Source organism: Jatrophihabitans sp., from assembly GCA_036389035.1.
Taxonomy (GTDB): Bacteria; Actinomycetota; Actinomycetes; order Mycobacteriales; family Jatrophihabitantaceae; genus Jatrophihabitans_A.
Genome location: DASVQQ010000031.1, coordinates 1 through 21,983 on the forward strand (window position 1 = coordinate 1; position 21,983 = coordinate 21,983).

The following is a 21,983-nucleotide window of genomic DNA, read 5'->3' on the forward strand; positions in this document are numbered from 1 at the left end:
GCCCCGACGGCCGGCGGTTGCATCATCGAGAGGTGGTCGCCGTCGACGGTGTGGTGCTGCACCGCTTCGGTGAAATGGTCCTGCCAGCTGTCGAGGTGGTCTGACTGCTGGGTTGACTCCGGCTCCTGCGAGGTCAGTACGGCGACCGGGCCGTCATACTTCGCCGGTTCGTAAAAGGCAAGCAGCTCGAGCTGGTGTTGCCAGATCTCCAGCACATCCTGTGGGAACAGGGAGTAATCGCGACAGGTCGAGGGATCGATGCCCATTGATAGGAACAGGTCTGAGCCGAGGGCTTTCTCGAATTCGGCAGCGCGTTCGTACTCAGGTGCCGTGCCCAGCCGTGATCGCAGCTGCCGCAATTGACGGACGTAGCGCCGCCATGCGGCGCTCTCGTCCGGCGCGCTGGGGTCCAGCAACGCAAGCAGGGCCACCTCTACTCCCAGCGACCGCAGCTGACACGCCGTCTCGAAAGCGGTGATCGCGCCGGCTGACCAACCCGCCACGACCACTGGTCCGGTTACTGATTCTGCGATCTCGTCGGCATAACGCGCCGCCAGCTCCTCAAGACTTTGCTCCTTCGGTTCGGGGCCTAGCAGCGAGGCGAGGGTCAGTCCGTACAGCGGGGCCACGCCGCGCAGCGCATCGATGAGGTTGCGGTAACAGAAGACGGTTCCGCCCAACGGATGCACGAACACAGTGGTCATGCCCGGCCCGTCCGAATTCAGCGGAGCCAGGCAGCGCTGCGCAGAGTCGCCGTCGGTCGCCGGAGCGGCGATGGCAGCGCTGATGCCGGCAACGGTGGGGGAGTCGAGGAAGTCCAGGAACGACAGCGTGCTGCCCACTCGCTGCTTGAGCCGTTCGGTCGCGCACAGAGCCAACAGGGAGTTACCGCCCAGTTCGAAGAAGTTGTCGTGCCGCCCGATCGGAACGTCCAAGATCTGGCTCAGCAGGTCGGTGACCGCGCGTTCGAGGTCTGAGCTGGGCTCGGCGGAACCAGTCTCCCAGGTAGGCTCGGGTAGCGTCGAGCGATCGACTTTACCGTTCTCGGTCAATGGAATGTCTGTGATCCTGACGAAGGCCGAGGGAACCAGGTAGTCTGGCAGGCTCGCGCTGAGGTCAGATCGCAACTGCGAGGTGTCCAGGCTCGCCTCGTGCGCGGCGACGACGTAAGCGACGAGCGCGTGCTGCCCGGCTGGGGTGGCCGAGACGGTGACCAGCGCCTGCGTCACCGCAGGATGCGCGACCAGCGCTGCCTCTACCTCGCCTGGCTCGACCCGGTAGCCACGGATCTTCACCTGGTCATCGATCCGGCCCAGGAACTCCAGCTCGCCGTCGGGCCGCCAGCGTCCCAGGTCACCGGTGCGGTACAGCCGGGCGCCGGCCGGGCCGAAGGGATCGGGTACGAAGCTGCGTGCGGTGACCGCCGGCTTGTTGGCGTAACCGCGGGCGACGCAGTCACCGCCGATGTAAAGCTCGCCGGCAAGGCCGATCGGCATCGGCTTGCCGTTCTGAGCCAGCACGTAGATCGTGGTGTTAGGGATGGGCCTGCCGATCGGCAGCGTCGACGAGCCGTCCGCGCTGGAGCCGCGGCCGGTCTCGTGGACGCAGTTAGCCACTGACGCCTCCGTCGGTCCGTACTCGTTCAGCACGGGCGTGTCCGGGTCCAGGACTCGCCAGGCCTGAAGCACGCTCGCCGGGAACGCGTCGGCTCCCACCACCAGCTGATGGGCCAGACCGCTGGCCTGCCGCGGAGTCAGCTGCCAACTGAGCAGCTGCAGATGGCCCGGTGTGAGCTTGACAAAGCTGTACGGCGCCGCCGATGCCAGCACCTCGCCGAGCCGGTCGGGCGTAACGTCCTCGCCTACGATGTGAACCGACTGCCCCATGAGCAGTGGCGTGTAGAGGTTGGGCACCACCATGTCGAAGGCGACCGAGGAGAACAGCGGTGCTCCTCCGTCACCGAGATCGGCGTAGCGCTGAACGCACCAGTGCAGAAAGTTGACCAGGCCATGGTGCTCGACCAGGACGCCCTTGGGGGCGCCGGTCGAGCCGGAGGTGTAGATGACATAGGCCAGCGTCCCGGGCAGGCTTGGCCGGTCCAGGTTGCCGTCGGCCTGCTCGGCGATCGTGTCGGCGTCGCCGTCGGTACGCACGATCGCCAGCTCGAGGCCGGCGCCGATCGCGTCCAGGTCGGTCCGGGTGATCAGGACGGCAGCGCCGCTGTCGCGTACCTGATAGCGCAGGCGGGCGGCTGGAAAGCTGGGATCGAGTGGCACGTAGGCGCCGCCGGCCTTCCATACGGCAAGGAAGGCGACGAGCAGGTCCACTGAACGCGGCAGCAGCACCGCAACCCGCGATTCCGGCTCGACACCGAGGCTGACGAGGCGCCGGGCGAGTCGGTTGGCCCGGCTGTTGAGTTCGGCATAGGTCAGCTGGACCGCCCTGCCGTCGAGCTCTCGGACGGCGATTGCATGCGGGCTCTCAAGGACCTGCCGCTCGAACCACTGATGGACTGCGATGCCGGGCACGTCGCTCTTGCCGCCATCGGGAAATTGCTCGGTGACCATTGCCGCGGCGGCTGCCGGCAGCAGGTTCAGCTCGGACACAGCTCGATGCCGGTCGCGCACCGCGTCCTGCAGCAAGGTCGGATAGGCAGCTGCCACCATGGCGACCAGGGCGACGTCGCAGGTGTCGGTCCGGTAGCTGATCCAACCGCGCAGACCGTTGCCATCCGGCTTCAGCGCCACCATCAAGGCGGTCTTCGGCTCGTCGTAACCGACTCGCAGATTCTCGCTGGTCAGGCCCGGCAGTTCCAGCGGCCGCTCGTCGTCGTGATCCAGTTCGAAGAAGACGTTGAATAGCGGATTGCGGGTGGTCGAGCGCGCGTCGGCCCGGACGGCGTTGAGCACCTGCTCGAAGGGGATCGCACAGTGCTCCAGCGCCGAGATCACCACTTCTCGGACGTCGTCCAGGACGTCGGAGAACGATGCTTCAGGACTCAGCGCAGTACGCAGCACCACGGTGTTGAAAAGCGGTCCGATGGCTTCGTGCGACTCCATGGTGGAGCGGGTCGAGACAGTCGTGCCCACGCTCACGTCGCCGGTGCGGCACACCCGGGCGAGCGTGGCGCTGAACGCCGCCAGCAGCACGACGTAGCGGGTGGTGCCGGTGTCCCGAGCGCACTCGTCGACCTGCGACAACAGCGCGGCGTCAAGTTGGAACTGGTGACCGGCTGCACCAGCTACCGGTGGCACGGTCGGTGCGGGCAGGTCCAGCGGGCCGGCGCCGCGTAGTTGCTCCCGCCAGTAGCCCAGGTCCACGGCGAAGCCGTCGGCTGCGGCTGGGACGTGATCCCAGTAGCGCTCGACGTGGCCGATGACCGGTGGACCGTGCTGGCCCGTTCGGGCGCCGTACTCCTGGCCCCACTCAGCAAGCAGCAGTTGCATCGACCAGCCGTCGCACACCGCGTGATGCAATGACAGCACCAGCACGTGCTCCTCCGGCCGCAGGCGCAGCAGCACGGCTCGCACCAGCGGGCCATGCTGCAGGTCGAACGGGATTGTCAGCGCAGCCTTGGCCAGGTGGGTCGCCTGTTGCGCTGCCTGCTCGATCGGCAACGTGCTCAGGTCGGTGAGGTCAATCGCCACGTGGCTGGAATGGGCAACCGAGATCAGGTCATTGTCCAGCAAGCTGAACGTGGTCCGCAGAATCTCATGCCGGTGACAGACCTCGTCCAGACCGTCCTGCAGCGCCCGGACGTCGAGCGGGCCGGTCAGCCTGGCCGCGGTGGCAACCGTGTAGGCGACGCTGTCGGGATCGAGCCTCCACGCCAGCCACATGCCACGCTGGATGGCCGTGGCCATCCGGGCCGAAGGCGCCGGCTGGGCTGGTTGCGAAGTCACTTCGCCATTCCTTCCGCCAGCGTGCAGCCGAGCAGCACGTCGGCGCCGTTGATCAGGTCGGCTGGATCGGTCCATTCACGGGCGACGTGGCTGGCCCCACCGTGGCTGGGCACGAAGACCATGCCGATCGGGGCGATCTCAGCGATCCACTGCGCATCGTGACCGGCGCCGCTGGGCATGGAGCGGTACCGCAGTCGCAAGCTGCTCGCCACCTCCTCGATGAGCTGGAACTGCTGCTTGTCACACAGTGCCGCTGGGATTCGTTGCAACGGCGTCACCTCGATGTCAGTGCCGGTTCGGCTCGCGACCTGGGCGACCTGACGCCGCAGTTCGGCCAGGGCGGCGATCATCGCCTCGGTGGACAGGTCGCGCAGGTCCACCACCAGCCGCGCCTGGCCCGGGATGACATTCCATGCACCGGGCTGGACACGGCAATCGCCGACTGTAGCCACCCGGACAAGGCCGTGTTCGCCGGCCAGCCCAGGAACCGCGAGCACCACCTCGGCCGCGGCGACCAAGGCGTCCTTGCGCGACTCCATCGGGGTGGTGCCGCCGTGGTTGGTCTCACCATGCACGGTGATCTCCACCGTCTGCCGGCCGGAGATACCCTCCACGACACCGATGTGCAGGCCTTGGGCCTCCAAGATCGGGCCCTGTTCGATGTGCAACTCCAGATAACAGCTGGTAGTGCCGGCTGGCCAGCGCGCCTGCTCGATCCGGGCGCTGTCGCCGCCGGCACCGTCGAGAAGTTCAGCCACCGTCCGGCCGTCATTCACCGTCTGACGTAACTCATCGGCGGTGACCCGGCCTGCGACGGCTCGGGAGCCGAACATTGCCGGAGCGCCGGAGGCGCCTTCTTCGTTGCTGAAAGCGACCACGTCGACCCGGCGGTCGAGTTGGATCTGGCGATCGCGCAGGGTTCGCAGCACCTCGACCGCGGCCACCACACCGTACGCGCCGTCGTAGGCGCCTCCACCGGGCACAGTGTCCAGGTGTGAGCCGAGGACCAGCGCCGGTAGCCCGGCCAGCCGGCCGGCCCGGGATCCGATCAGGTTGCCAGCCGGATCCACCCGGACCTCCAAGCCCGCTGCGCGCATGAAGTCAGCGACCAAGTCGCGACCCGCCACATCAGCCGCTGTGAAAGCCAACCGGGACACGCCGCCGTCCACGGTTGCGCCGACGGCCCGCAAGCGGTCCAGCTGATCCAGCAACCTCGCACCGTCGATGCGGAGCTGGAGATCCTGCGCGGTTGTCATGCGCGCGCGTCAGGCGCGATCGGATAGCGCCAGCCCTCAGGATCATCGCAGAGCCCGCGGTGGTGATCGAGGATGGCTTGGCGGATCGCCCGGGTGACCGGTCCGGGCTTGCCGTCGCCGATCATCCAGCTCTGGTCGCCGTCCTGGACCCGGGCCACCGACGTGACGACCGCAGCGGTGCCGCACGCAAAGGTTTCGGTGATTCGGCCTGACTCGGACTCCGACCGCCACTGGTCCACCGAGACCTGCTGCTGCTCTGTGCGGTAGCCCAGCTGCGCCGCCACCTTCAACACCGTGTCACGCGTGATGCCGGGCAGGAAACTCCCAGTCAGGTCGGGCGTGACGACGACGGCTTCGAGACTCGAGCCACGGACGAAGAAGATGTTCGCGCTGCCCATCTCCTCGACCCAGCGACGGTCAACGGCGTCCAGCCAAACGACCTGGTGGCAGCCGGCGGCTGCCGCGGCCTCTTGAGCCGGCAACGTGGGGGCGTAGTTACCGGCCGATTTGACGTTGCCGGTCCCACCTGGGAAGGCTCTCGGGTAGTCGCGGCACACCCAGGCCGACAGGTTGTCGGCGCCCTCGCCGAAGTAATTGCCGATCACGAATGCGATGACGATGAAGGTGAACTCGCGTGCCGGTCGCGGTACCAGGTTGATCTCCGAGGCGAACATGAACGGACGCAGGTACAAGCTGAAGCCTGGATCGTCAGGCACCCAGGCCTGATCGACGCGGACGAGTTCCTCGATCGCCTGTAAGAACATCTCTTCGGCCAACGGCGGCATGGACAACCGGCTCGCCGAGCGCTGCAGGCGACGGGCGTGATCACGCGGCCGGAACACCGCGAGCGAGCCGTCCGGTTGGCGGTGCGCCTTGAGGCCCTCGATGATCGACTGGCCGTAGTGGAAGCTGGCTGTGGCCGGGGACAGGGTCAGGTGAGCGTGATCGGTGACCTCTGGATCTGACCACCCGGTTTCCGGAGTCCACCGCATGCTCACCATGTGCTCGGTGAAGGCGCCGATCTGAGCAGATTGAATTCCCGCTTCGCCCTGTTGCTCGCTGGCACGTGATTCGCTGGTAGCGGCAACGCTGGTCGTTGTCATGAAGTGTCCTTAGAAAGTGGTGACGAAGAGGAAGGAGTCGCGTCGGGTGAACAATCCGTCATCGGACAGTTCGAAGAACTCCGCGAAACGGTGTTCCTGTTCGCGACCGTCGTCCAGGACACCGCTGAAGCTGCCCTCCACCGCAATGGTCTGGCCATCCTGCACAACTCGCGACACGGTGTGCTTGCCACTTCGGATGTTTCGCTTCTTGTCGTAGTAGTGCTCGATCTGCTCACGGCCCACCAAGGCGTCACAGCCGGGACGGTAATAGACGGCATCCTTGTCATATAGCTCGGCAAATGCTCCGAACTCCCGTGCGTCTATCAGTCGATACATTTCTCGTACGGCTTCTGGTGCCATCGTCTACTCCTAGTGATGGATAGGATGAGGCTAAATGCCACAAACTCGCTGATGCGGCACGTAGGTCGGCAGGATTGCGGCAGTTACGGCTGTACAGTGACTTTCACGTCGGTGCCCGGCACGGGTCAGTAGTGAGCGGAGTTGCGCGTCGAGCTTTCTCATAAGCAGCGATGTCGATCTCGTGCCGCAGTATCACGTCAACCGGATCAAGGCCCCGGAGAAGCCGCTCGCGATGGTCAGGGCCGAAGGTGAATGGCTGCGTCACATCGAGCACTCGGACTTCGAGTTCGACGAGGTCGACGGTGATCCGGGTGGCCGGGTCGCTTTCGACCGCCCGCCAGACCCGGGCCACTACGTCAGCTGGCAGCTGGACCGGGAGCAGCCCGTTCATCAGGCAATTTTCACAGAAGATATCGCCGAAGCGTGGTGCGATCACCGCTCGAAAGCCGAAATCGCGCAAGGCCCACACGGCTGCCTCACGGGATGATCCGACGCCGAAGTTCTCTCCGGCCACCAGAACCGAGGCGCCGCGATAGCGCGGATGGTCCAGCACGAACGCCGGATCGGCTCGCCAGTCGGCGAACAAACCATCGGCGAAACCGGCGCGTGCCGTATTGGTGCAGAAGCGCGCTGGAATGATCTGGTCGGTGTCGACGTCGCTGCGGCGCAGCGGCACCGCGGTGCCGGTATGCACGCTGAACTGAATCATGACCCTTGCCTCACAGGTCATCCGGCGCGGCGAGCCGGCCGACCACTGCGGTGGCGGCGGCGACCGGTGGCGACACCAGATGGGTGCGCCCGCCGGCGCCTTGCCTGCCTTCGAAATTACGGTTGGTGGTGGAGGCCGCGCGCCGGCCGGGTGCCAAGCGGTCCTCGCCCAGCGCCACGCACATCGAGCAGCCGGGCGCTGGGCGGAAGTCGGCGCCAGCCGCGGCAAACACGCTGTCGAGCCCTTCTGCCACAGCCTGCTGCCGAACCCGGGCCGAGCCGGCGACGATCACCATGTCCACCGCCACCTGGCGGCCTTGCAGCACCTGGGCTGCGGCCCGCAGATCCTCGATCCGGGAGTTAGTGCACGATCCGAGGAACACCATATCCACCGCGATATCCCGCATCGCGGTGCCGGGGCGCAGATCCATGTACCGAAGTGCCCGCTCAGCCATGGCCCGTTCGTCTGGGTCATCCAGCTCCGCCGGGTCCGGGATCTGACCGTCGATGGGCACGCACTGACTCGGATTGGTGCCCCACGAGACGTTCGGGCCGATCGAAGAGGCGTCCAGCGCCAGCTCGCTGTCGAACCGGGCGTCGGCGTCGGTGCACAGGTCCGCCCAGCGGTCTCGATCGGCCCCGGTCACCCGGGCCACCCCTTTGAGATAGGCCGCCGTCATCTCATCGGGTGCGACCATGCCGGCTCGGGCGCCCATCTCGACAGCCAGGTTGCACACGGTCATCCGGCCTTCCATGGACAGTCTGGCGACCGTGTCGCCGCGGTACTCGACCAGATGGCCCTGACCTGCCGCGGTGCCCGCCTTGGTGATCACCGCAAGCGCCAAGTCCTTGGCGGTCGTGCCGGCCGGCAGCGAGCCGCTCACCGTGACCGCCATGTTCCGCGGCCGAGCCATCATGAGGACCTGGGTGGCGAGCACTTGCTCGACCTGGCTCGTCCCGATGCCGAAGGCAAGCGCCCCGAATGCTCCCAGAGTGGTGGTGTGCGAATCGCAGCAGACGATCGTCATGCCGGGACGCACCAAGCCGAGCTCGGGCGCGATCACGTGCACGATGCCCTGGGACAGCTGGCCCAGGCGGTGCAGGGGAATCCCGAACTCCGCGCAGTTGTCGGCCATCACCCGGCGTGAGTTACGCCGGACCGGATCCGAATCCTCGGCCAGCACAGTGGGCGTGGTGTGGTCTTCGGTGCCGACGGTGAGCTCGGGGCGGCGCACGTTACGCCCAGCCGCCCGCAGGCTGTCGAATGCCTGCGGCGTGTTGACCTCGTGCAGCAATTGCAGGTCGATGTAGAGGAGATCCGTTCCGGCGCCCTCCTGCCGTACCACGTGCGATTGCCAAATTTTGCTGGCCATAGTCTGGCCTGTCATAGGACTGCCTCTCGACTCGCCAGTGGCGCACGCCTAACCGACGCGCGAGTTCGCTCTTTCCACACAACCGCTATCCGGCATAAGTGGTCAAGAGCCTCTGGAGGAACCTGCTCCACCTGTGGCGGAGGGGGGTACGCCGCGCGGCCGATGAACGGCTCAAGGGGTTCTCGCATAGTTCTTCCTATGCAGCCCATTTACGAACTGACCCCAGCTGAACACGACGAGATCTTGCATGTTCTCAAGGCGGTGCCCGGAAATCCCTACCTCGACTATCCCGGCTTCGCGCGTGCGCTCGACCAGGTGACGGCCCCGGCGTTCTTTCGCGAGGTGTGCACCGGCATCCGGAAGGAGCGTGAGTCCGGTGTCTCGGACGCGCACATGCTGCGGAACTGCCCGATCGATGAGCACATACCCGAGCTGAGCGGCGAGGATCCCCTCGGTGATAAGTACGCCAAGAAGCAGACCTTTGTCGGCGAGGCGTTCCTGGCGCTGCTGGCCAAGCTCTCCGGCACTCCGCTGATGTGTTACGGCAGCCGCAACAACGGTGACTTCTTCACTGACGTGGTCGCAAACACGCGCTATCGCGGCCAGAAAACCGGCTACAGCGACAGCGAACTGCCGTTCCACAACGACCGGACGGCGCACTGGGCGCGAGCGGACTTCATTTCGCTGCTCGGCATGCGCTGCCCGGACGACGAGGTCATCTACACCACCTTCGTCAGCGGGCGGGCGTTGCTGGCGCACCTGTCGCCCCAGGTCGAAGAGGTGTTACGTAAGCCGTACTTCCACACCCCGTTCGATGTCTACTCCCGGAACACCAACAGCCGGCAACGCGAGTCCGAGGACCATCCGATCCTGGAGAATGAGCGCAGCATTCGCTATCTGGACACGACCACAACGGTGACCGACGGTGCGCCGACCGAAGCCAAGGACGCGCTGATCGCATTGAAGGATGCCCTGGTGATGGCGGATAAGAAGCGGCACCGCATGCGGGTCGGTGACCTGCTGGTGTTCGCCAACCAGGACGGCCTGCACAGCCGGGACCTGATCGAGATCATCGACCGGGATCGCGCGGCAACCCGGTGGCTGCTCAAGACCTATGCCTTTCGTGACTCCGCGACGGCCGACCGGTACGCCGCGCACTGGAAGGATGGCGTCCCGGGACGTATCGACGACTGAGCCTGCTGGCGAATCAGCTTCGCGATAGCAATTGTCAGCACAGCAAGGACTACCAGCCCCGCGGCGGCGCCTGCTGGGCCGTGGGGCCGGTAGTCCTGTGAACAGAGGCCCAGTCAGGCTGATTTGGTCGCGAACAGCTCCTCAGCCAGTCGCTCTTTGAGCACTGACATGTCCTCGCAGTCACCACCCGGTCGGTCGGTGATGTGCACGCGGTACAGCTCGTCGACCCGTTCTTCGGCAAGGTCGATGTCGAACTGGTCGAGCAGGTGCCGCAGCACCGAGCGGCCCGAGTGTCGGGCGATCAGAATGGACCGCTCCCGGCCGAACTTCGATGGCTCCACGAACTCGTAGGTGGCCGGATCGCGCAGCATTCCCTGCTGGTGGATACCGGCCGCGCTGCCGAATGCGTACCTTCCGAAGATCGCCTTGTTGCGTGGCTCTTCCAGGTGGATGACCTGACGCAGCTTGCCATAGGCGGCGTACATCCCCTTGGGGTCGACCTCCGTACGCAGGCCCAGCTCGTCGCTCTTGTACGTGAGCAACGCGATCAGCTCCTCCATCGCCGCGTTGCCGGCCCGCTCGCCGATGCCACCGAGGGTGACCTGGGCGCCGTCGGCGCCGGCCTGCAGCCCGGCGAGGGTGTTGGCCATTGCCAGGCCGAAGTCATTATGGCAGTGAGTGGCGATCTTCACCTCTGCCGGTGCCCACTCCCGGATCTTGGCAATCAGCTCGCCGTACTGCCCGGGAGTCAGGCAGCCAGAGGTGTCACCGACCGCGACGGACGTTGCACCCGCTCCGACACCGGCTTCGACGAGGGAACGCAGCAGCTCGTCCTCACCGCGAGAGGCGTCCTCGAGCCCGACGGACACCGATTCGACACCGGTGGCCACCGCGTAGCTGACTGTGTCGATGACCTCGCCGACGGCTTCCTTGCGCGTGATTCGCCGCTTGCGTTGCAGGTGCAGATCGCTGGCGGTGGCCAGCACCTGAACCTCGTGTCGCGCCGTCCCACCGGATTGCACCGCAACGGTGACGTCCTGTCGTACCGCTCGGCAGAAGGTGGTGAACCGTGCCGTCGTCAGTGCCTGGGAGATCAACCGGGTGGCTTCGGCCTCGGCGGGCGAGGAAGCCGGGAACCCGGTCTCGACAGCATCGACGCCGAGAGCCTCGATCCGCAACGCGAGATCCAGCTTGGCTCTGGGCACCATCGAGTTTCCTGGTGCCTGCTCACCATCACGAAGAGTTGTATCAAAAATGGATACTCGCCGCTGTTCCATCATCACGCCTTTCATTTCATTGTCGCGTCATTTGTCGGGCGGTTCATCGGAGTCGATGTCCCATCAGGGTCGATTCATTCAATCGAGCCATGCCTCAATGGGAAACGTCAATCAATCAAAGATCGCGCTCCTTCCACTCTGGGAGGAGATCTTGGGAAACTTCCGGTCTTCTTCCCGACAAAGTGCCGGGCGCCAGTCGGCCTGACGGCTAGCGTCGATGTTCATCCATGAATTCGGCGGGAGCAGAATAGATGCGATTAGTTCTGAACGCCCCGGGGTTCGCCGAAGCCGAGGTCCGGGATCGTGCCAAGAACGGCAGAGCGAGCGCGTTCCCGCAGATTGAAACCTACGGTGGCACCCTGCACGGCGCGACCGGCGCAGCACCGTTCGACGCGCTCGACGCGCTACGAGTGCTGCCGCCAATCTTCGTCGAGCAGCGGCTAGAGAAGCTCATCGAGCTCGGCCGCGAGCCGCTTTACACCGACGTAGAACTGGAGACCGACGTCGGGGGGTTCCGATCCCGGCTGCCGCTGTTCCTATCCGCCTTCGGCTCGACGCGTGCGGCCCGCGCCGACCTGGGCGTGTCGGTCAGCCGGCAGGCCGGTCGGCTCGGCATTCCGATGGTGATCGGCGAGAACATCGTGCCGGTCATCGGCTATGGTCGCCTGGGGTCCTCCGGAGCGAGGACCTTGCTGACCCGGCTCAACGCCTACGGCGACGAATTGCCTGACGAATACGGCGGTGTGGTCATCCAGCAGAGCACCGAGGACGCCGACGCCGAGGTGTGGAACCTGGTCTACAGCGACCCGTCCGCACAGCCGTTCCTGGACTCGGGTCGGCTCGCGTTCGAGCTGAAGGTCGGTCAGGGCGCCAAACCTGGCCTGGGCGGGATGACCATCCTGGACCAGGTCGCGGCCGCCGCAGTCTCCGAGCAGTATGCCTTGGACCAGGTATGTGACGGGCTGTTCCTGCGCAGCAGCAGCCCGGGCACCTACACCGAGGAGATCCTGCGTCAGCAGATCCACCTGATGCGCAACAACTATCCTCGGGCCAAGGTCTGGGTCAAACTGCATCCTGGCCGGGATGTGGCCCATGCCGCACGGATCGCATGGGACGCCGGCGCGAACTCGGTTACCGTCGACGGAGCTGAGGGCGGTACCGGCTGGGCGCCGTCGGCGTTCCTCGATCACGTCGGCCTGCCTTTGGCGGATTGCTTGCGCGCCATCGGCCGGCCGCCGTTCTGCCTGCTCGTCACCGGGCGCATGTGGGAGGGCAGCAGGGTGGTCAAGTGCCTGGCGCTCGGCGCCCGGGCGGTTGGTCTCGGCCGGGCGGCCCTGATCGCGGCCGACACCGATCTCGAGTCCGGGCTGGAGCGCCTGGTCGAATGCCTGCAGTTCGAGTTGCAGTTGCTGATCAGCGCGCTCGGCAAGTACGCGCCGATCGCCTTGACCGGCGAGGACGTGGGCATCGATCAGGGCTCGGCGGTCCAACTACCGGAAGGAATGCTGTCCGATGTCTAATCCCTTCGAGGACGAGGCGGGTGTCTACCGGGTGCTGGTCAACGACCGCCGGCAGTACTCGCTCTGGCCGGGTGCCATGTCGATTCCCGATGGCTGGAGGACCGTGTTCGGCGACGATGGCCGGCAGGCGTGTCTGGATTGGATCGACGCCAACTGGACTGACCTTCGGCCCGCTGCGCCGGTGGACCACTCCGACCCGGGCTGCCGATGACCGCGCCTGCGACAACCGTGCAGGCCATGTTCGCCGAGCAGGTGGTCCGCACGCCGGACGGGATCGCGGTGCTGTCCGAAGCCGGGTACCTGAGCTACCGGGAACTCGACGCGCGGGCGGCGATCCTGGCCGGCGAGTTGACGGTCCGGGGCGTCGTTAAGGGCAGCGTGGTCATCGTCAAGATCGAACGGTCCTTCGACCTGGTGATCGCCCTGCTGGGTGTGCTGAAGGTCGGCGCCGCTTACCTGCCGGTAGATCCCGGCACGCCGGCAGCGCGATTGGAGCAGTTGGTGGCCGACACGGCCCCGGCCTGCATGCTGACTTCCGCGCTGGGCACGGTGCGGGTCACGCCGCACGGTGACGCGGGATCGGCGCTTGCCGACGCGGTCTACCTGATGTACACCTCAGGCTCTACCGGTCAGCCGAAAGGGGTGATCGTCAGCCAGGCCGCGGTCGTGCACCATCTGCGTTGGGTTCAGGACGCCTACCCGTTGGGTCCGGATGACCGGGTGCTGCAGAAGACTCCCGCAAGTTTCGACGTGTCTGTCTATGAGCTGTTCTGGCCGCTGGTGAACGGCGCAACGCTGGTGCTCACGAAGCCTGGCGGGCACCGTGAGCCGGAATACCTGGCCGAACTGATCGAGCGATTCGCCGTCACCACCGTGCAGTTCGTTCCGTCCATGCTGCGCGCGTTTCTCAGCGAGGAGACCGCCGCGAGCTGCGCGTCGCTGCGAAGGGTGTTGTGTATCGGCGAGGCCTTGCCGGTGGGTGTGCGCGACCGCTACCACGAACTGCTTGCTGCACAGCTACACAATCTGTACGGCCCGACCGAGGCCACTATCGCGATCACGGCGTGGCCCTGCCAGCCGGATGCGGACCGCGACACGGTGCCCATCGGCCGGCCGATCCGCAATTGCCAGGTATACGTGCTCGATGCCCGGTTGCGTCCGCTGCCACCGGGGGAACTCGGAGAGATCTACCTGGGCGGCGTGCAGCTGGCCGAAGGCTACGTCGCCCGTCCGGGACTGACTGCCGAGCGGTTCGTGGCCAGCCCGTTCGGCCCACCGGGCGCGCGCGTCTACCGGACCGGAGACTTCGGACGGATCCGCTACGACGGCGTCATCGAGTACGCCGGCCGGGCCGACGGCCAGGTCAAGATTCGCGGTCATCGGGTCGAGTTGGGTGAGATTGAAGCGGTGTTGTCTGCTCACCCCGCTGTCATGCAAGCCGCGGTGCTCGCCTGCCAGGCACCGGGCGGCGGCATCCGATTGGCGGGCTTCGTGGTCAGCAGAGCTTGGGACGTCGACGAGCTGGAGCGCTATCTGCGCGAACGGTTACCGGACTACATGGTGCCGACGACCTGGATACCCATGACCGAATTACCCCTGACATCGAACGGCAAACTCGACCGCAGTGCCCTTGTGCCACCCGACTTCGAAGCTGCCGCCGGCCCGTCGGCACTGCCCGGTCAGTCCGTCTCCGGTGAGCACGAGCCCAGTGCGAAGGTAAGCGCGCAGTTGCTCGCCGGCCTGGTGGCCGAAGTTCTGGCCATTTCCGCACCGAGCATCGACCGCAGCTTTATCGCCCTCGGTGGCGACAGCATCACTGCCATGCAGGTGGTTCGACTGGCTCGCCGAGTCGGAATCGGCCTGGAGACCAAGGATGTCCTTGAGCAGCCCAGCGTTGCGGCACTGGCCGAGCACGCTAGGTCGGTGGCGGTGGCCGGCCAGCCCAGCCGGCCGACTACGGATAGCCAGCCATTGAGCCGATCGGAGATCGAGGAAATCGAATCCGAGCTGCAGCCCCTCTGACCCTTGGAGTAGCGCATGCGACCGTCACCGGTTGAGGACATCCTGCCGCTGTCACCGCTTCAGGAAGGACTGCTGTTCCACGCCCTGCTTGATCGCCAGGAACGCAACCTGTATGTGGCGCAGTATCTGAGCACGCTGCATGGTCCGGTGGACGCCGGCCGATTGCAGGCTGCCGCCACCGCGCTGCTGCGCTGCCATCCCAACCTGCGGGTGGGGTTCCGCTACCGAAGGTCCGGAGACCCCGTCCAGGTGGTGCGGCGTGAGGCGGCACTGGACTGGACCGACATCATGCTGTCTGGTCAGGGGGATGCTGCCCTAACCGCGGCGCTGGATCAGGACTGGGCGCGGGGGATCGACATCTCCGGGTCCACGCTGTTGCGCTTTCTGCTGGTGCGCGAGGCAGTCGACCGACACCGGTTGGTGATCACAGCGCATCACTGCGTGCTGGACGGCTGGTCCATCGCCCTCGTCCTGCAGGAGCTGTTCACCCTGTACGCGGGGCAGCCGGCACCGCCGGTGGCGCCGTTTCGAAGTTACCTGGCCTGGGTGGCCGGCCAGGACGGCGCCGGTGCCCGGGCGGCGTGGCAGGCGTATCTCGCCGGTGTGGAACCAACCCGGCTGGCCCGCACGGCCGTCGGCCCGAGCCGTGCGCCCGAGGTCGTGACGGTGGAGCTGTCGAAATCGGCGACGGCTGCGGTCCAGGCGCGTGCTCGCGAGCAGGGTGTCACGCTGAACACCATCGTGCAGGCGGTCTGGGCTATCCAGCTGGCACAGCTGACCGGCCGCGCCGACGTGGTGTTCGGCTGCACGGTGAGCGGCCGGCCGGCCGGCCTGTCCGGTGCCGACACGATGATCGGCATGATGGCCAACACCGTTGCGGTGCGGGCGCGATTCGCGCCACAGGACACGATCGCAGATCTGCTGTCCCGGATTCAGGACCAGCGCCTTGCGCTGCTAGAGCACGACCATCTCGGCCTGTCCGACATCCAGCGGGCGGCGGGCGTAGACGGTGCTCTGTTCGACACTACGGTTGCCCTGGAGAACTACCTGAGTGGCGATCGCATCGCCGACCTGGACCTGGGCAGCCTGCGGATCGACGAGCTGAGCGTCCGGGAGACCTCCCACTACCCGCTCACGCTCGTCGTCGTGCCGGGTGACAGGCTGGTGTTGCGCCTGCACTACCGTCCGAACTTCTTCGACGGGGCCGATGTCAACGACTGGGCCAACCGGCTGCCGCGGTTGCTGGAGCTGGTGGCTACCCAGCCGGACCGAAGGCTGGCTGAGATCGAACCGCTGGAGGACTCCGATCGGGATCGGCTGCTCAGAGCCTGGGCCGGCCCGGGTGTCGCCGTTCCAGCGGACAAGTGCATCCATCACCTGTTCCAGGACCAAGCCGCCCGAACGCCCGATGCCGTCTCGCTGATTTTCGGTGATCAGCGAGTAAGTTACGCCCAACTCAACGAAGACGCCAACCGGCTGGGTCACTACCTGAGCGGGCTGGGTGTGCGGCCCGGCGGCTGGGTCGGCGTCCATCTCGAGCGCGGTGTCGAGCTGGTGGTGGCCATCCTGGCGGTGATGAAAGCCGGTGGCGCCTACGTGCTGCTCGACTCGAGCCATCCCGAGCAGCGGCTGGCCTGGGCACTGGCCCACACCGGAGCGTCGGTGTTGATCACCCAATCCGGCCTCGCCGACCGGTTGCGCCCGGCGGGTGTGCGTATCGTGGATGTCCACGCTGACGCCGCCGCGATCGCCGAACATGCCACCCTGGACTTCCAGGTCGGGATGACCCCCGAGGACGTCGCGTGCCTGATGTTCACTTCTGGCTCTCAAGGTCACCCAAAGGGGGTGATGGCATCTCATCGTTGCATCGTCGGCACTCTCGCTGCCCAGGACTTCGCACAGTTCGCCGTCGGCGACGTCGTCCTGCAGTGCTCGCCCCTGTCGTGGGACGCCTTTGCCTTCGAGCTGCTCGGTCCGTTGCTGGCAGGCGCCACCTGCGTGTTGCAGCCGGGCGCCGTACCGGAGCCCGCGATCATTGCGCGGCTGATGGCCGAGCACAGGGTGAGCACCGCGCACTTCTCGGCGAGCCTGCTCAACTACCTGCTCGACGAGCATCCCGGGCTGTTCGACAGGACCCGGCAACTGCTGACCGGTGGCGAGGCAGCGTCCATGTCGCACATGCGCACGGCGATGCGGGACTACCCCGAACTCCGAATCGTCAACGCCTATTCGCCATTGGAATGCATGATGGTGACGGTCTGGCATCGGATTGAACCCGCCGACATCGACCGGCCCTCGATTCCGCTCGGCCGACCGGTGGCCAACAAACAGCTCTACGTCCTGAATGCCAACCTGCAGGTGGTCCCCTCCGGCACGGTCGGTGAGCTGTACCTGGCCGGTGTCGGGCTGACCCATGGGTACCTCGGGCAGGCCGGCTTGACCGCCGAGCGCTTCGTGGCCAACCCGTACGACACTGCAGGGGAGCGGATGTACCGCACCGGTGATCTGGTCCGCTGGACCTCGGACGAGGTGCTGGAGTTCTTCGGCCGGGCCGATGACCAGTTCAAACTCCGCGGGTTCCGAATCGAGCCCGCCGAGGTCGAGGCCGCCATCGCGAACCATGACGACGTCGCCGAAGCCCGGGTGGTAATTCGCGAGGACCGACCCGGTGACAAGCGGCTGGTGGCATACCTGATCGCTCGATCCGGCGCCAGCATCGACTCCTCGCAACTGCGGGGGCAGCTGTCCAGCGTGCTACCGACCTACATGCACCCCGCGGCCTTCGTCACACTCGAACGATTCCCGATCATGCCGAACGGAAAGCTCGATCGCAGGGCGTTACCCGAACCCGACTACGGCACGACGGCACGCGGCACGCCTCGTGATATCCAGGAGCAGCTGCTTTGCGCACTCTTCGCCGATGTGCTGTCTGTGCCCGAGATCGGCATTCACGACGACTTCTTCCAACTGGGCGGTCACTCGCTGCTGGCGATCCGGCTCGTCAGCCGGGTGCGCGCGGAGTTCGACGTGGAACTGAATGTCGCCGCCCTGTTCCGCAAGCCCACCGTCGCCGGCTTGAGCGAGCAGCTCACCGAGTGGCTGTCGCCGGTGCCACCGGTCGACAGCCTGCCGCCGGCCCGTTCGTAGCACGGGAATCCAGTGGCACCAAGGGATGGGCTCTCATTCGGCGCCCTGCTACACGCCGGTCACGGGTGTCGGCTTGCCTCTGGTGGCAGGAGCGTCTCGATGGTGACCAGCTGCTGGGCGTCCGCTGATACGCGCTCGGCGGCAGCACCGTCGGCGCCGGTCGCTATGACATATCCCAGGCGTTCCCACGAGCTACGGACTGCCTCGACGGTGTCACCGGCTGCGACCTGCACCGCGACGCTGTGCACTCCGCGCAGCGTCCTGGCCTGATCCACACCGTGGATGGCGTGTACCCGACCAGGCGGCGCCGACAGAAAGCGAATCGCAGATCCGCGCACAGGCGCCGACAGGGCAACCGGCGGGTCACCCTGCAACACGGCGAACCAGTTCCTCAACAGGTCCCAGTCATAGGCCAGCTCGATCAGCTTGTGAATATGGTCACCGGGCAACCGCCCGGCACACTCGACCAGCTGCGGTACACCGTCCTCGATTATCCACTCGCCGTGCATCAAACCGGATGAGAAGCCGGCCGCCTCGGCAAGCGCGCACATGCTTTCCTTCAGCCGGTCGCTCACACCGCCGGCGTCCGGGCCGGGAACCACATGACCCATTTCGACAGGATGCCTTCCAGGCAACACCCGTTTGAGCGTTGCATTGAAAAAGCGCACCTGGCCGTCCTGCAGCAGTAGCTCCGCGCTCATCTCCGGGCCGTCGAGCATCCGTTCCACCAAGCACCGCGCGTGCGTGAAGTGCTCGGCTCGCATCACCGTGCCGCGGCCGCCGCCGGCAAGCGCGTAGTCCCAGGCTGCGGCCACATCGTCGTCCGGACCGAGCAACTGGACGCCTTCGCTGGACTGCCGATTGGTCGGCTTGATGACACAGCGGCCACCCGCCTTTGCCCGGAAGTCGGCGACCTCGGCCGCGCTGCATGCCAGCAACCATTCTGGCTGCGCGATGCCCGCCTTGCCGGCCGTCTCGCGGAGCAACGACTTGTCGCGGAACACCCGGGCCGCGTCGATGCCGGCGCCCGGCCGACCCCATGCCTGCGCCAGTGACGCGGCCGCCACCACTGCGTAGTCATGTGCCGGTACGACTGCACGCACGTGAGGTGGCATCGAGACCTCGCTCGGCAACTTCTCCGCGCTGTCCTCGTCCTGAGCGGGCGCCGCCAGAATGCCTACAACGCATCGGAAATCGGCGACACGTTCTTGAGCGCCGCGGTTGCGGATCACCTCGGGCTCTTCGACGACCAAGACGCTGTCGGCTGGGAGGAAGAGGTCCAGGTAGGTCAGCAGGTCGCCGCTGTAACCCACCAACACGTACTGGATCGACTCGCTTGCCGCACCCGGCTGGTAGTCCGTTGCTGATGTCACCTAAATGTCCTCGCTCTGCCAGGTGTAGCTGTTACGAGACGGAACAGCATTGTCCACTCCGTCCAATCCGCATCCCATCGCAGCCTGCATGAGCAGCACCGCCTCTAGTCGATTGCGCACACCCAGCTTGGTCAGCGAGTGCGAGACATGGCTCTTCACAGTCGCCGGCGACACCACAAGCGTCTGGGACACCTCGGTCGTCGACAGGCCTTCGGCGAGTAGGGTAAGCACCTCGCGCTCGCGCTGGGTCAGCCCGCCCAGCCGGTTCTCCAGAAACCGGCCGCCCACCATGGCTCCGGTGGACACGCACAGGTCGACAAGATCCGGCGATAGCACGACGTAGCCGGAGGCGGCGGCCTGAGCTGCTGTGCAGAGATTGTGCAACGCCCAATCCTTGCTCAGACAGCCGGCGGCGCCGGAGCTCAATGCCGCGTCGATCCTCGGCTTGGTCCAGTCCATGCCGATCATCAGCGCGCGCGTCCCGATGGCGGCCAGTTCCTGCGCCATCAGGACGTGATTCTCCCGAGGACCTGCTACCAGAATGGCCAGATCCAGCCGGGTGACCGGCCAGTCGCCGACCGGCATGCGGCTGTCGACCGAACCGAGCAAGCTGATTCCGGCGCCGGCGCGAAGCGTGCCACCGAGCACCTGCCGGGAGATTGGGTCCCCGTCCACCAGCACCACTCTGGGCACGGCGGGCGTTGAGGCGGTGACAGGTTCCTGATTGATCAGCCCAGACGTAGCGACCCTGCTACCACGACTGCTGACGCTTGGCACTGTGTTGTGCTCCTGGGATCTCATCATGCTGAGAACACACCCGGAACCTTGGGAAAGGCCGAGGTCTGCCAGATGTGTTCCGCACCGGTGAGGTAGCGCGTGAACCGCTCGATGCCGAGCCCGAATCCAGCACTCGCCGGAATCCCTTTCTTCACCTCTTCCAAGTACCAGCCGTACTTGGAGGGGTTCTCGCCTGTCTCACGCATCCGCGTGATAAGTGTCGGGTAATGCGACTCGCGCTCACCGCCACTGATGACTTCACCGTAGCCTTCAGGCATCAGGCAGTCGAAGGTTCGCAAGATCTGAGGTCGATCCGGGCTTTCCCGTTCGAGGAAGCAACGCGAACCCTTCGGGTAGTCAGTCAGGAAGATCGGTCCGCTGGACTGCTCGGACAGGATCCGCTCTGCCACCCAGTCGATCTCGGCTCCGGGGTTCTGCGGGTGCCCGCCCGCAATAAGCTGTGACACTGCCGCGGCATGCGGCAGCCGGGCGAACGGCGTGCCCAGCAACCCGTCGAAGGCACGCGGATCCCGGCCGAGTTCAGCCAATTGCGGCTCACAGTGAGCCAGCATGGCACGCACCATGTGCTTGAGCAGTGCCTCGGCGAGGTCCATGACCTCTTCCCTGCTCACCTCGGCCATCTCGAGGTCCAACTGGTGGAATTCTGCGAGATGCCTCGACGTCGAGGCCGTCTCCAGCGGCTCCAACCGCACATTCGGAGCAACGTAGAAGATCCTGTCGAACGCCAGCAGGGCAGACTGCTTGTAGACGAATGCGCTACTCATCAGCTTGTACCGATGGCCGTAGTAGTCGACGTCGACCTGCTTCGCGCCGCGGATACCAGGATCGGTGACGGGCCCGATGATGGGGGGCAGCAACTCGACGAATCCTCGCTCCATCAAGAACTCACGGGCAAATCCGAGGATCCGACTTTGAATGCGCAGTATCGCTTGGGTAGTCGTCGAAGTGAGATGCTCATGCGGCCCGGGCACTACTGGCACTATCTTCATCGCCGTATCATGGCCTACTACCATTAGTGCTCCTGCCTTTTTGGATAATCATTATTTGTCTTTAGATGGTAGGTGTCTGAATGCGCCTTACCGGCACTTCTACGGAAGAAGACAGGCAGTTACAGCTGAATTTCAGGATCGCCCATCGCGGGGGAGGCTGAGTACGCCTCGCTGAATCCGCGCTCCAAGAAGGCGATGCCGGCATCGACTGTGATCAGTCGCCAGCCGCTCTTGGCCTCCTCGTTCAGCACGTCGGCGTCAAGGTCGGACAATGGTGACGGCTTCGCTACCTTCAGATGGAGCGTCTTGTACTCGAAGCGAGCCTGCGTTGGCAGCCATCCGTTCGGGTCTGTGTTCTCACCTGACGCGAAGCTGGGGTAGGAGTCCTCATAGAGTCCTTTGGACACGCCCTGTTCCGACGCCGACCGTTCCAGGGCCTGCCGAGCCCGGTGGTCTACTCGCAGGGCGTCAGCGAGCAATCGAACAGTCTCTCGGCGTGGATGACTTACCCGGCCCTTTTCAAGGTCGCGGATCGTGCGGGTGCTGATCGTAGAGAGATCAGCTAATTGTTGCTGGGTGACACCGGATCGCATTCTAATCCGGATCAATATTTTCGCAAATTCTAGGTTGCCCAATTCAACGTCCCCCGATCGTTTCTGGGCGCCGGCCATCTCGGCAGCACACGGCACACGCCGCAGCGTGCCGATGCTCGCACATGGCTTGGCGAAAGCACCTGACGATTCTGGTTTGAGTCAGTCAGGTTCCGCTCTGGTGTTAGTGAGGCTCCGTACTCGTCCCACTCAACCGCGGGTAGCAGTTAATGCCTGCCGCGGACGCACGAGACACTCCTGTGGGCCGACTGCCGTTCACAAAGTGCCGGACCGGTGGCTGGCGAGGCGCGCACTATCTGACGCTGACACTGACACCGTCCCTACTGCGAGATGTGAAAGAGCATTGCATA

Annotated in this window: 16 protein-coding genes; 5 read left to right on the plus strand and 11 right to left on the minus strand. The window is 65.6% G+C overall.

Features of this window, described 5'->3' with window-relative positions:
• From VF557_16325 to leuC, 6 genes are all read right to left on the minus strand, one after another.
• A partial coding sequence (locus tag VF557_16325; protein ID HEX8081779.1) for an amino acid adenylation domain-containing protein occupies positions 1-3,902 on the minus strand: 3,902 nt, incomplete at its 3' end.
• Entirely contained in the window at positions 3,899-5,158 is a 1,260-nt protein-coding gene (locus VF557_16330) for a Zn-dependent hydrolase (protein HEX8081780.1), read from the minus strand. The genes VF557_16325 and VF557_16330, both read right to left, overlap by 4 nt.
• Positions 5,155-6,261 (minus strand): branched-chain amino acid aminotransferase, encoded by a 1,107-nt coding sequence (locus VF557_16335; GenBank protein HEX8081781.1) that lies wholly within the window; start codon positions 6,259-6,261, stop codon positions 5,155-5,157. The genes VF557_16330 and VF557_16335 overlap by 4 nt, the downstream gene beginning before the upstream one ends.
• A gap of 9 nt (positions 6,262-6,270) precedes the next feature.
• A complete protein-coding gene (locus tag VF557_16340) occupies positions 6,271-6,621 on the minus strand; it encodes a nuclear transport factor 2 family protein (GenBank protein ID HEX8081782.1) in 351 nt (116 codons plus the stop codon).
• Between the two features lie 103 nt (positions 6,622-6,724).
• On the minus strand, positions 6,725-7,330 hold the full coding sequence (leuD, locus tag VF557_16345; protein ID HEX8081783.1) for a 3-isopropylmalate dehydratase small subunit: 606 nt from the start codon (positions 7,328-7,330) through the stop codon (positions 6,725-6,727).
• Positions 7,331-7,340: 10 nt separating this feature from the next.
• The gene (gene leuC, locus VF557_16350) at positions 7,341-8,717 is read right to left on the minus strand and encodes a 3-isopropylmalate dehydratase large subunit (protein HEX8081784.1); all 1,377 of its coding nucleotides are present in this window, start codon (positions 8,715-8,717) and stop codon (positions 7,341-7,343) included.
• A gap of 183 nt (positions 8,718-8,900) precedes the next feature.
• On the opposite strand from leuC, the gene VF557_16355 reads away from it, so the two are divergent.
• Complete coding sequence (locus tag VF557_16355) at positions 8,901-9,896, plus strand: TauD/TfdA family dioxygenase (GenBank protein ID HEX8081785.1); 996 nt, start codon at positions 8,901-8,903, stop codon at positions 9,894-9,896.
• A gap of 113 nt (positions 9,897-10,009) precedes the next feature.
• Here the strand turns inward: VF557_16355 and VF557_16360 are convergent, their stop codons facing one another.
• Complete coding sequence (locus VF557_16360) at positions 10,010-11,188, minus strand: hypothetical protein (GenBank protein ID HEX8081786.1); 1,179 nt, start codon at positions 11,186-11,188, stop codon at positions 10,010-10,012.
• A 236-nt stretch (positions 11,189-11,424) separates the two neighbouring features.
• On the opposite strand from VF557_16360, the gene VF557_16365 reads away from it, so the two are divergent.
• From VF557_16365 to VF557_16380, 4 genes are read left to right on the plus strand one after another with little or no spacing between them, the layout of a single operon-like run.
• On the plus strand, positions 11,425-12,693 hold the full coding sequence (locus VF557_16365) for a glutamate synthase-related protein (protein ID HEX8081787.1): 1,269 nt from the start codon (positions 11,425-11,427) through the stop codon (positions 12,691-12,693).
• On the plus strand, positions 12,686-12,904 hold the full coding sequence (locus VF557_16370) for an MbtH family protein (protein HEX8081788.1): 219 nt from the start codon (positions 12,686-12,688) through the stop codon (positions 12,902-12,904). Before VF557_16365 ends, VF557_16370 begins: the two co-directional genes overlap by 8 nt.
• Positions 12,905-12,930: 26 nt before the next feature.
• Positions 12,931-14,715 (plus strand): amino acid adenylation domain-containing protein, encoded by a 1,785-nt coding sequence (locus VF557_16375; protein HEX8081789.1) that lies wholly within the window; start codon positions 12,931-12,933, stop codon positions 14,713-14,715.
• A gap of 15 nt (positions 14,716-14,730) precedes the next feature.
• Positions 14,731-17,862, plus strand: a complete 3,132-nt coding sequence (locus VF557_16380; GenBank protein HEX8081790.1) for an amino acid adenylation domain-containing protein — start codon at positions 14,731-14,733, stop codon at positions 17,860-17,862.
• A 59-nt stretch (positions 17,863-17,921) separates the two neighbouring features.
• Here VF557_16380 and VF557_16385 read toward each other — a convergent pair whose 3' ends face one another.
• The 4 genes from VF557_16385 to VF557_16400 form a co-directional block, all read right to left on the minus strand.
• Complete coding sequence (locus VF557_16385) at positions 17,922-19,235, minus strand: ATP-grasp domain-containing protein (protein ID HEX8081791.1); 1,314 nt, start codon at positions 19,233-19,235, stop codon at positions 17,922-17,924.
• Complete coding sequence (locus VF557_16390; protein HEX8081792.1) at positions 19,236-19,919, minus strand: response regulator transcription factor; 684 nt, start codon at positions 19,917-19,919, stop codon at positions 19,236-19,238. It abuts the gene before it with no gap.
• 116 nt (positions 19,920-20,035) lie between these two features.
• A complete protein-coding gene (locus tag VF557_16395) occupies positions 20,036-21,022 on the minus strand; it encodes an asparagine synthetase A (protein ID HEX8081793.1) in 987 nt (328 codons plus the stop codon).
• A gap of 119 nt (positions 21,023-21,141) precedes the next feature.
• Positions 21,142-21,693, minus strand: coding sequence for a DUF4177 domain-containing protein (locus VF557_16400; protein ID HEX8081794.1), 552 nt, complete (start codon positions 21,691-21,693; stop codon positions 21,142-21,144).
• Positions 21,694-21,983: the final 290 nt, after the last annotated feature.

Bases quoted from the DNA above. Each gene is read 5' to 3' on its own strand.
- VF557_16330 (HEX8081780.1), bottom strand. From the start codon at position 5,158: ATGACAACCGCGCAGGATCTCCAGCTCCGCATCGACGGTGCGAGGTTG.
- VF557_16335 (HEX8081781.1), bottom strand. From the start codon at position 6,261: ATGACAACGACCAGCGTTGCCGCTACCAGCGAATCACGTGCCAGCGAG.
- VF557_16340 (HEX8081782.1), bottom strand. From the start codon at position 6,621: ATGGCACCAGAAGCCGTACGAGAAATGTATCGACTGATAGACGCACGG.
- leuD (HEX8081783.1), bottom strand. From the start codon at position 7,330: ATGATTCAGTTCAGCGTGCATACCGGCACCGCGGTGCCGCTGCGCCGC.
- leuC (HEX8081784.1), bottom strand. From the start codon at position 8,717: ATGACAGGCCAGACTATGGCCAGCAAAATTTGGCAATCGCACGTGGTA.
- VF557_16355 (HEX8081785.1), top strand. From the start codon at position 8,901: ATGCAGCCCATTTACGAACTGACCCCAGCTGAACACGACGAGATCTTG.
- VF557_16360 (HEX8081786.1), bottom strand. From the start codon at position 11,188: ATGAAAGGCGTGATGATGGAACAGCGGCGAGTATCCATTTTTGATACA.
- VF557_16365 (HEX8081787.1), top strand. From the start codon at position 11,425: ATGCGATTAGTTCTGAACGCCCCGGGGTTCGCCGAAGCCGAGGTCCGG.
- VF557_16370 (HEX8081788.1), top strand. From the start codon at position 12,686: ATGTCTAATCCCTTCGAGGACGAGGCGGGTGTCTACCGGGTGCTGGTC.
- VF557_16375 (HEX8081789.1), top strand. From the start codon at position 12,931: ATGTTCGCCGAGCAGGTGGTCCGCACGCCGGACGGGATCGCGGTGCTG.
- VF557_16380 (HEX8081790.1), top strand. From the start codon at position 14,731: ATGCGACCGTCACCGGTTGAGGACATCCTGCCGCTGTCACCGCTTCAG.
- VF557_16395 (HEX8081793.1), bottom strand. From the start codon at position 21,022: ATGAAGATAGTGCCAGTAGTGCCCGGGCCGCATGAGCATCTCACTTCG.
- VF557_16400 (HEX8081794.1), bottom strand. From the start codon at position 21,693: ATGGCCGGCGCCCAGAAACGATCGGGGGACGTTGAATTGGGCAACCTA.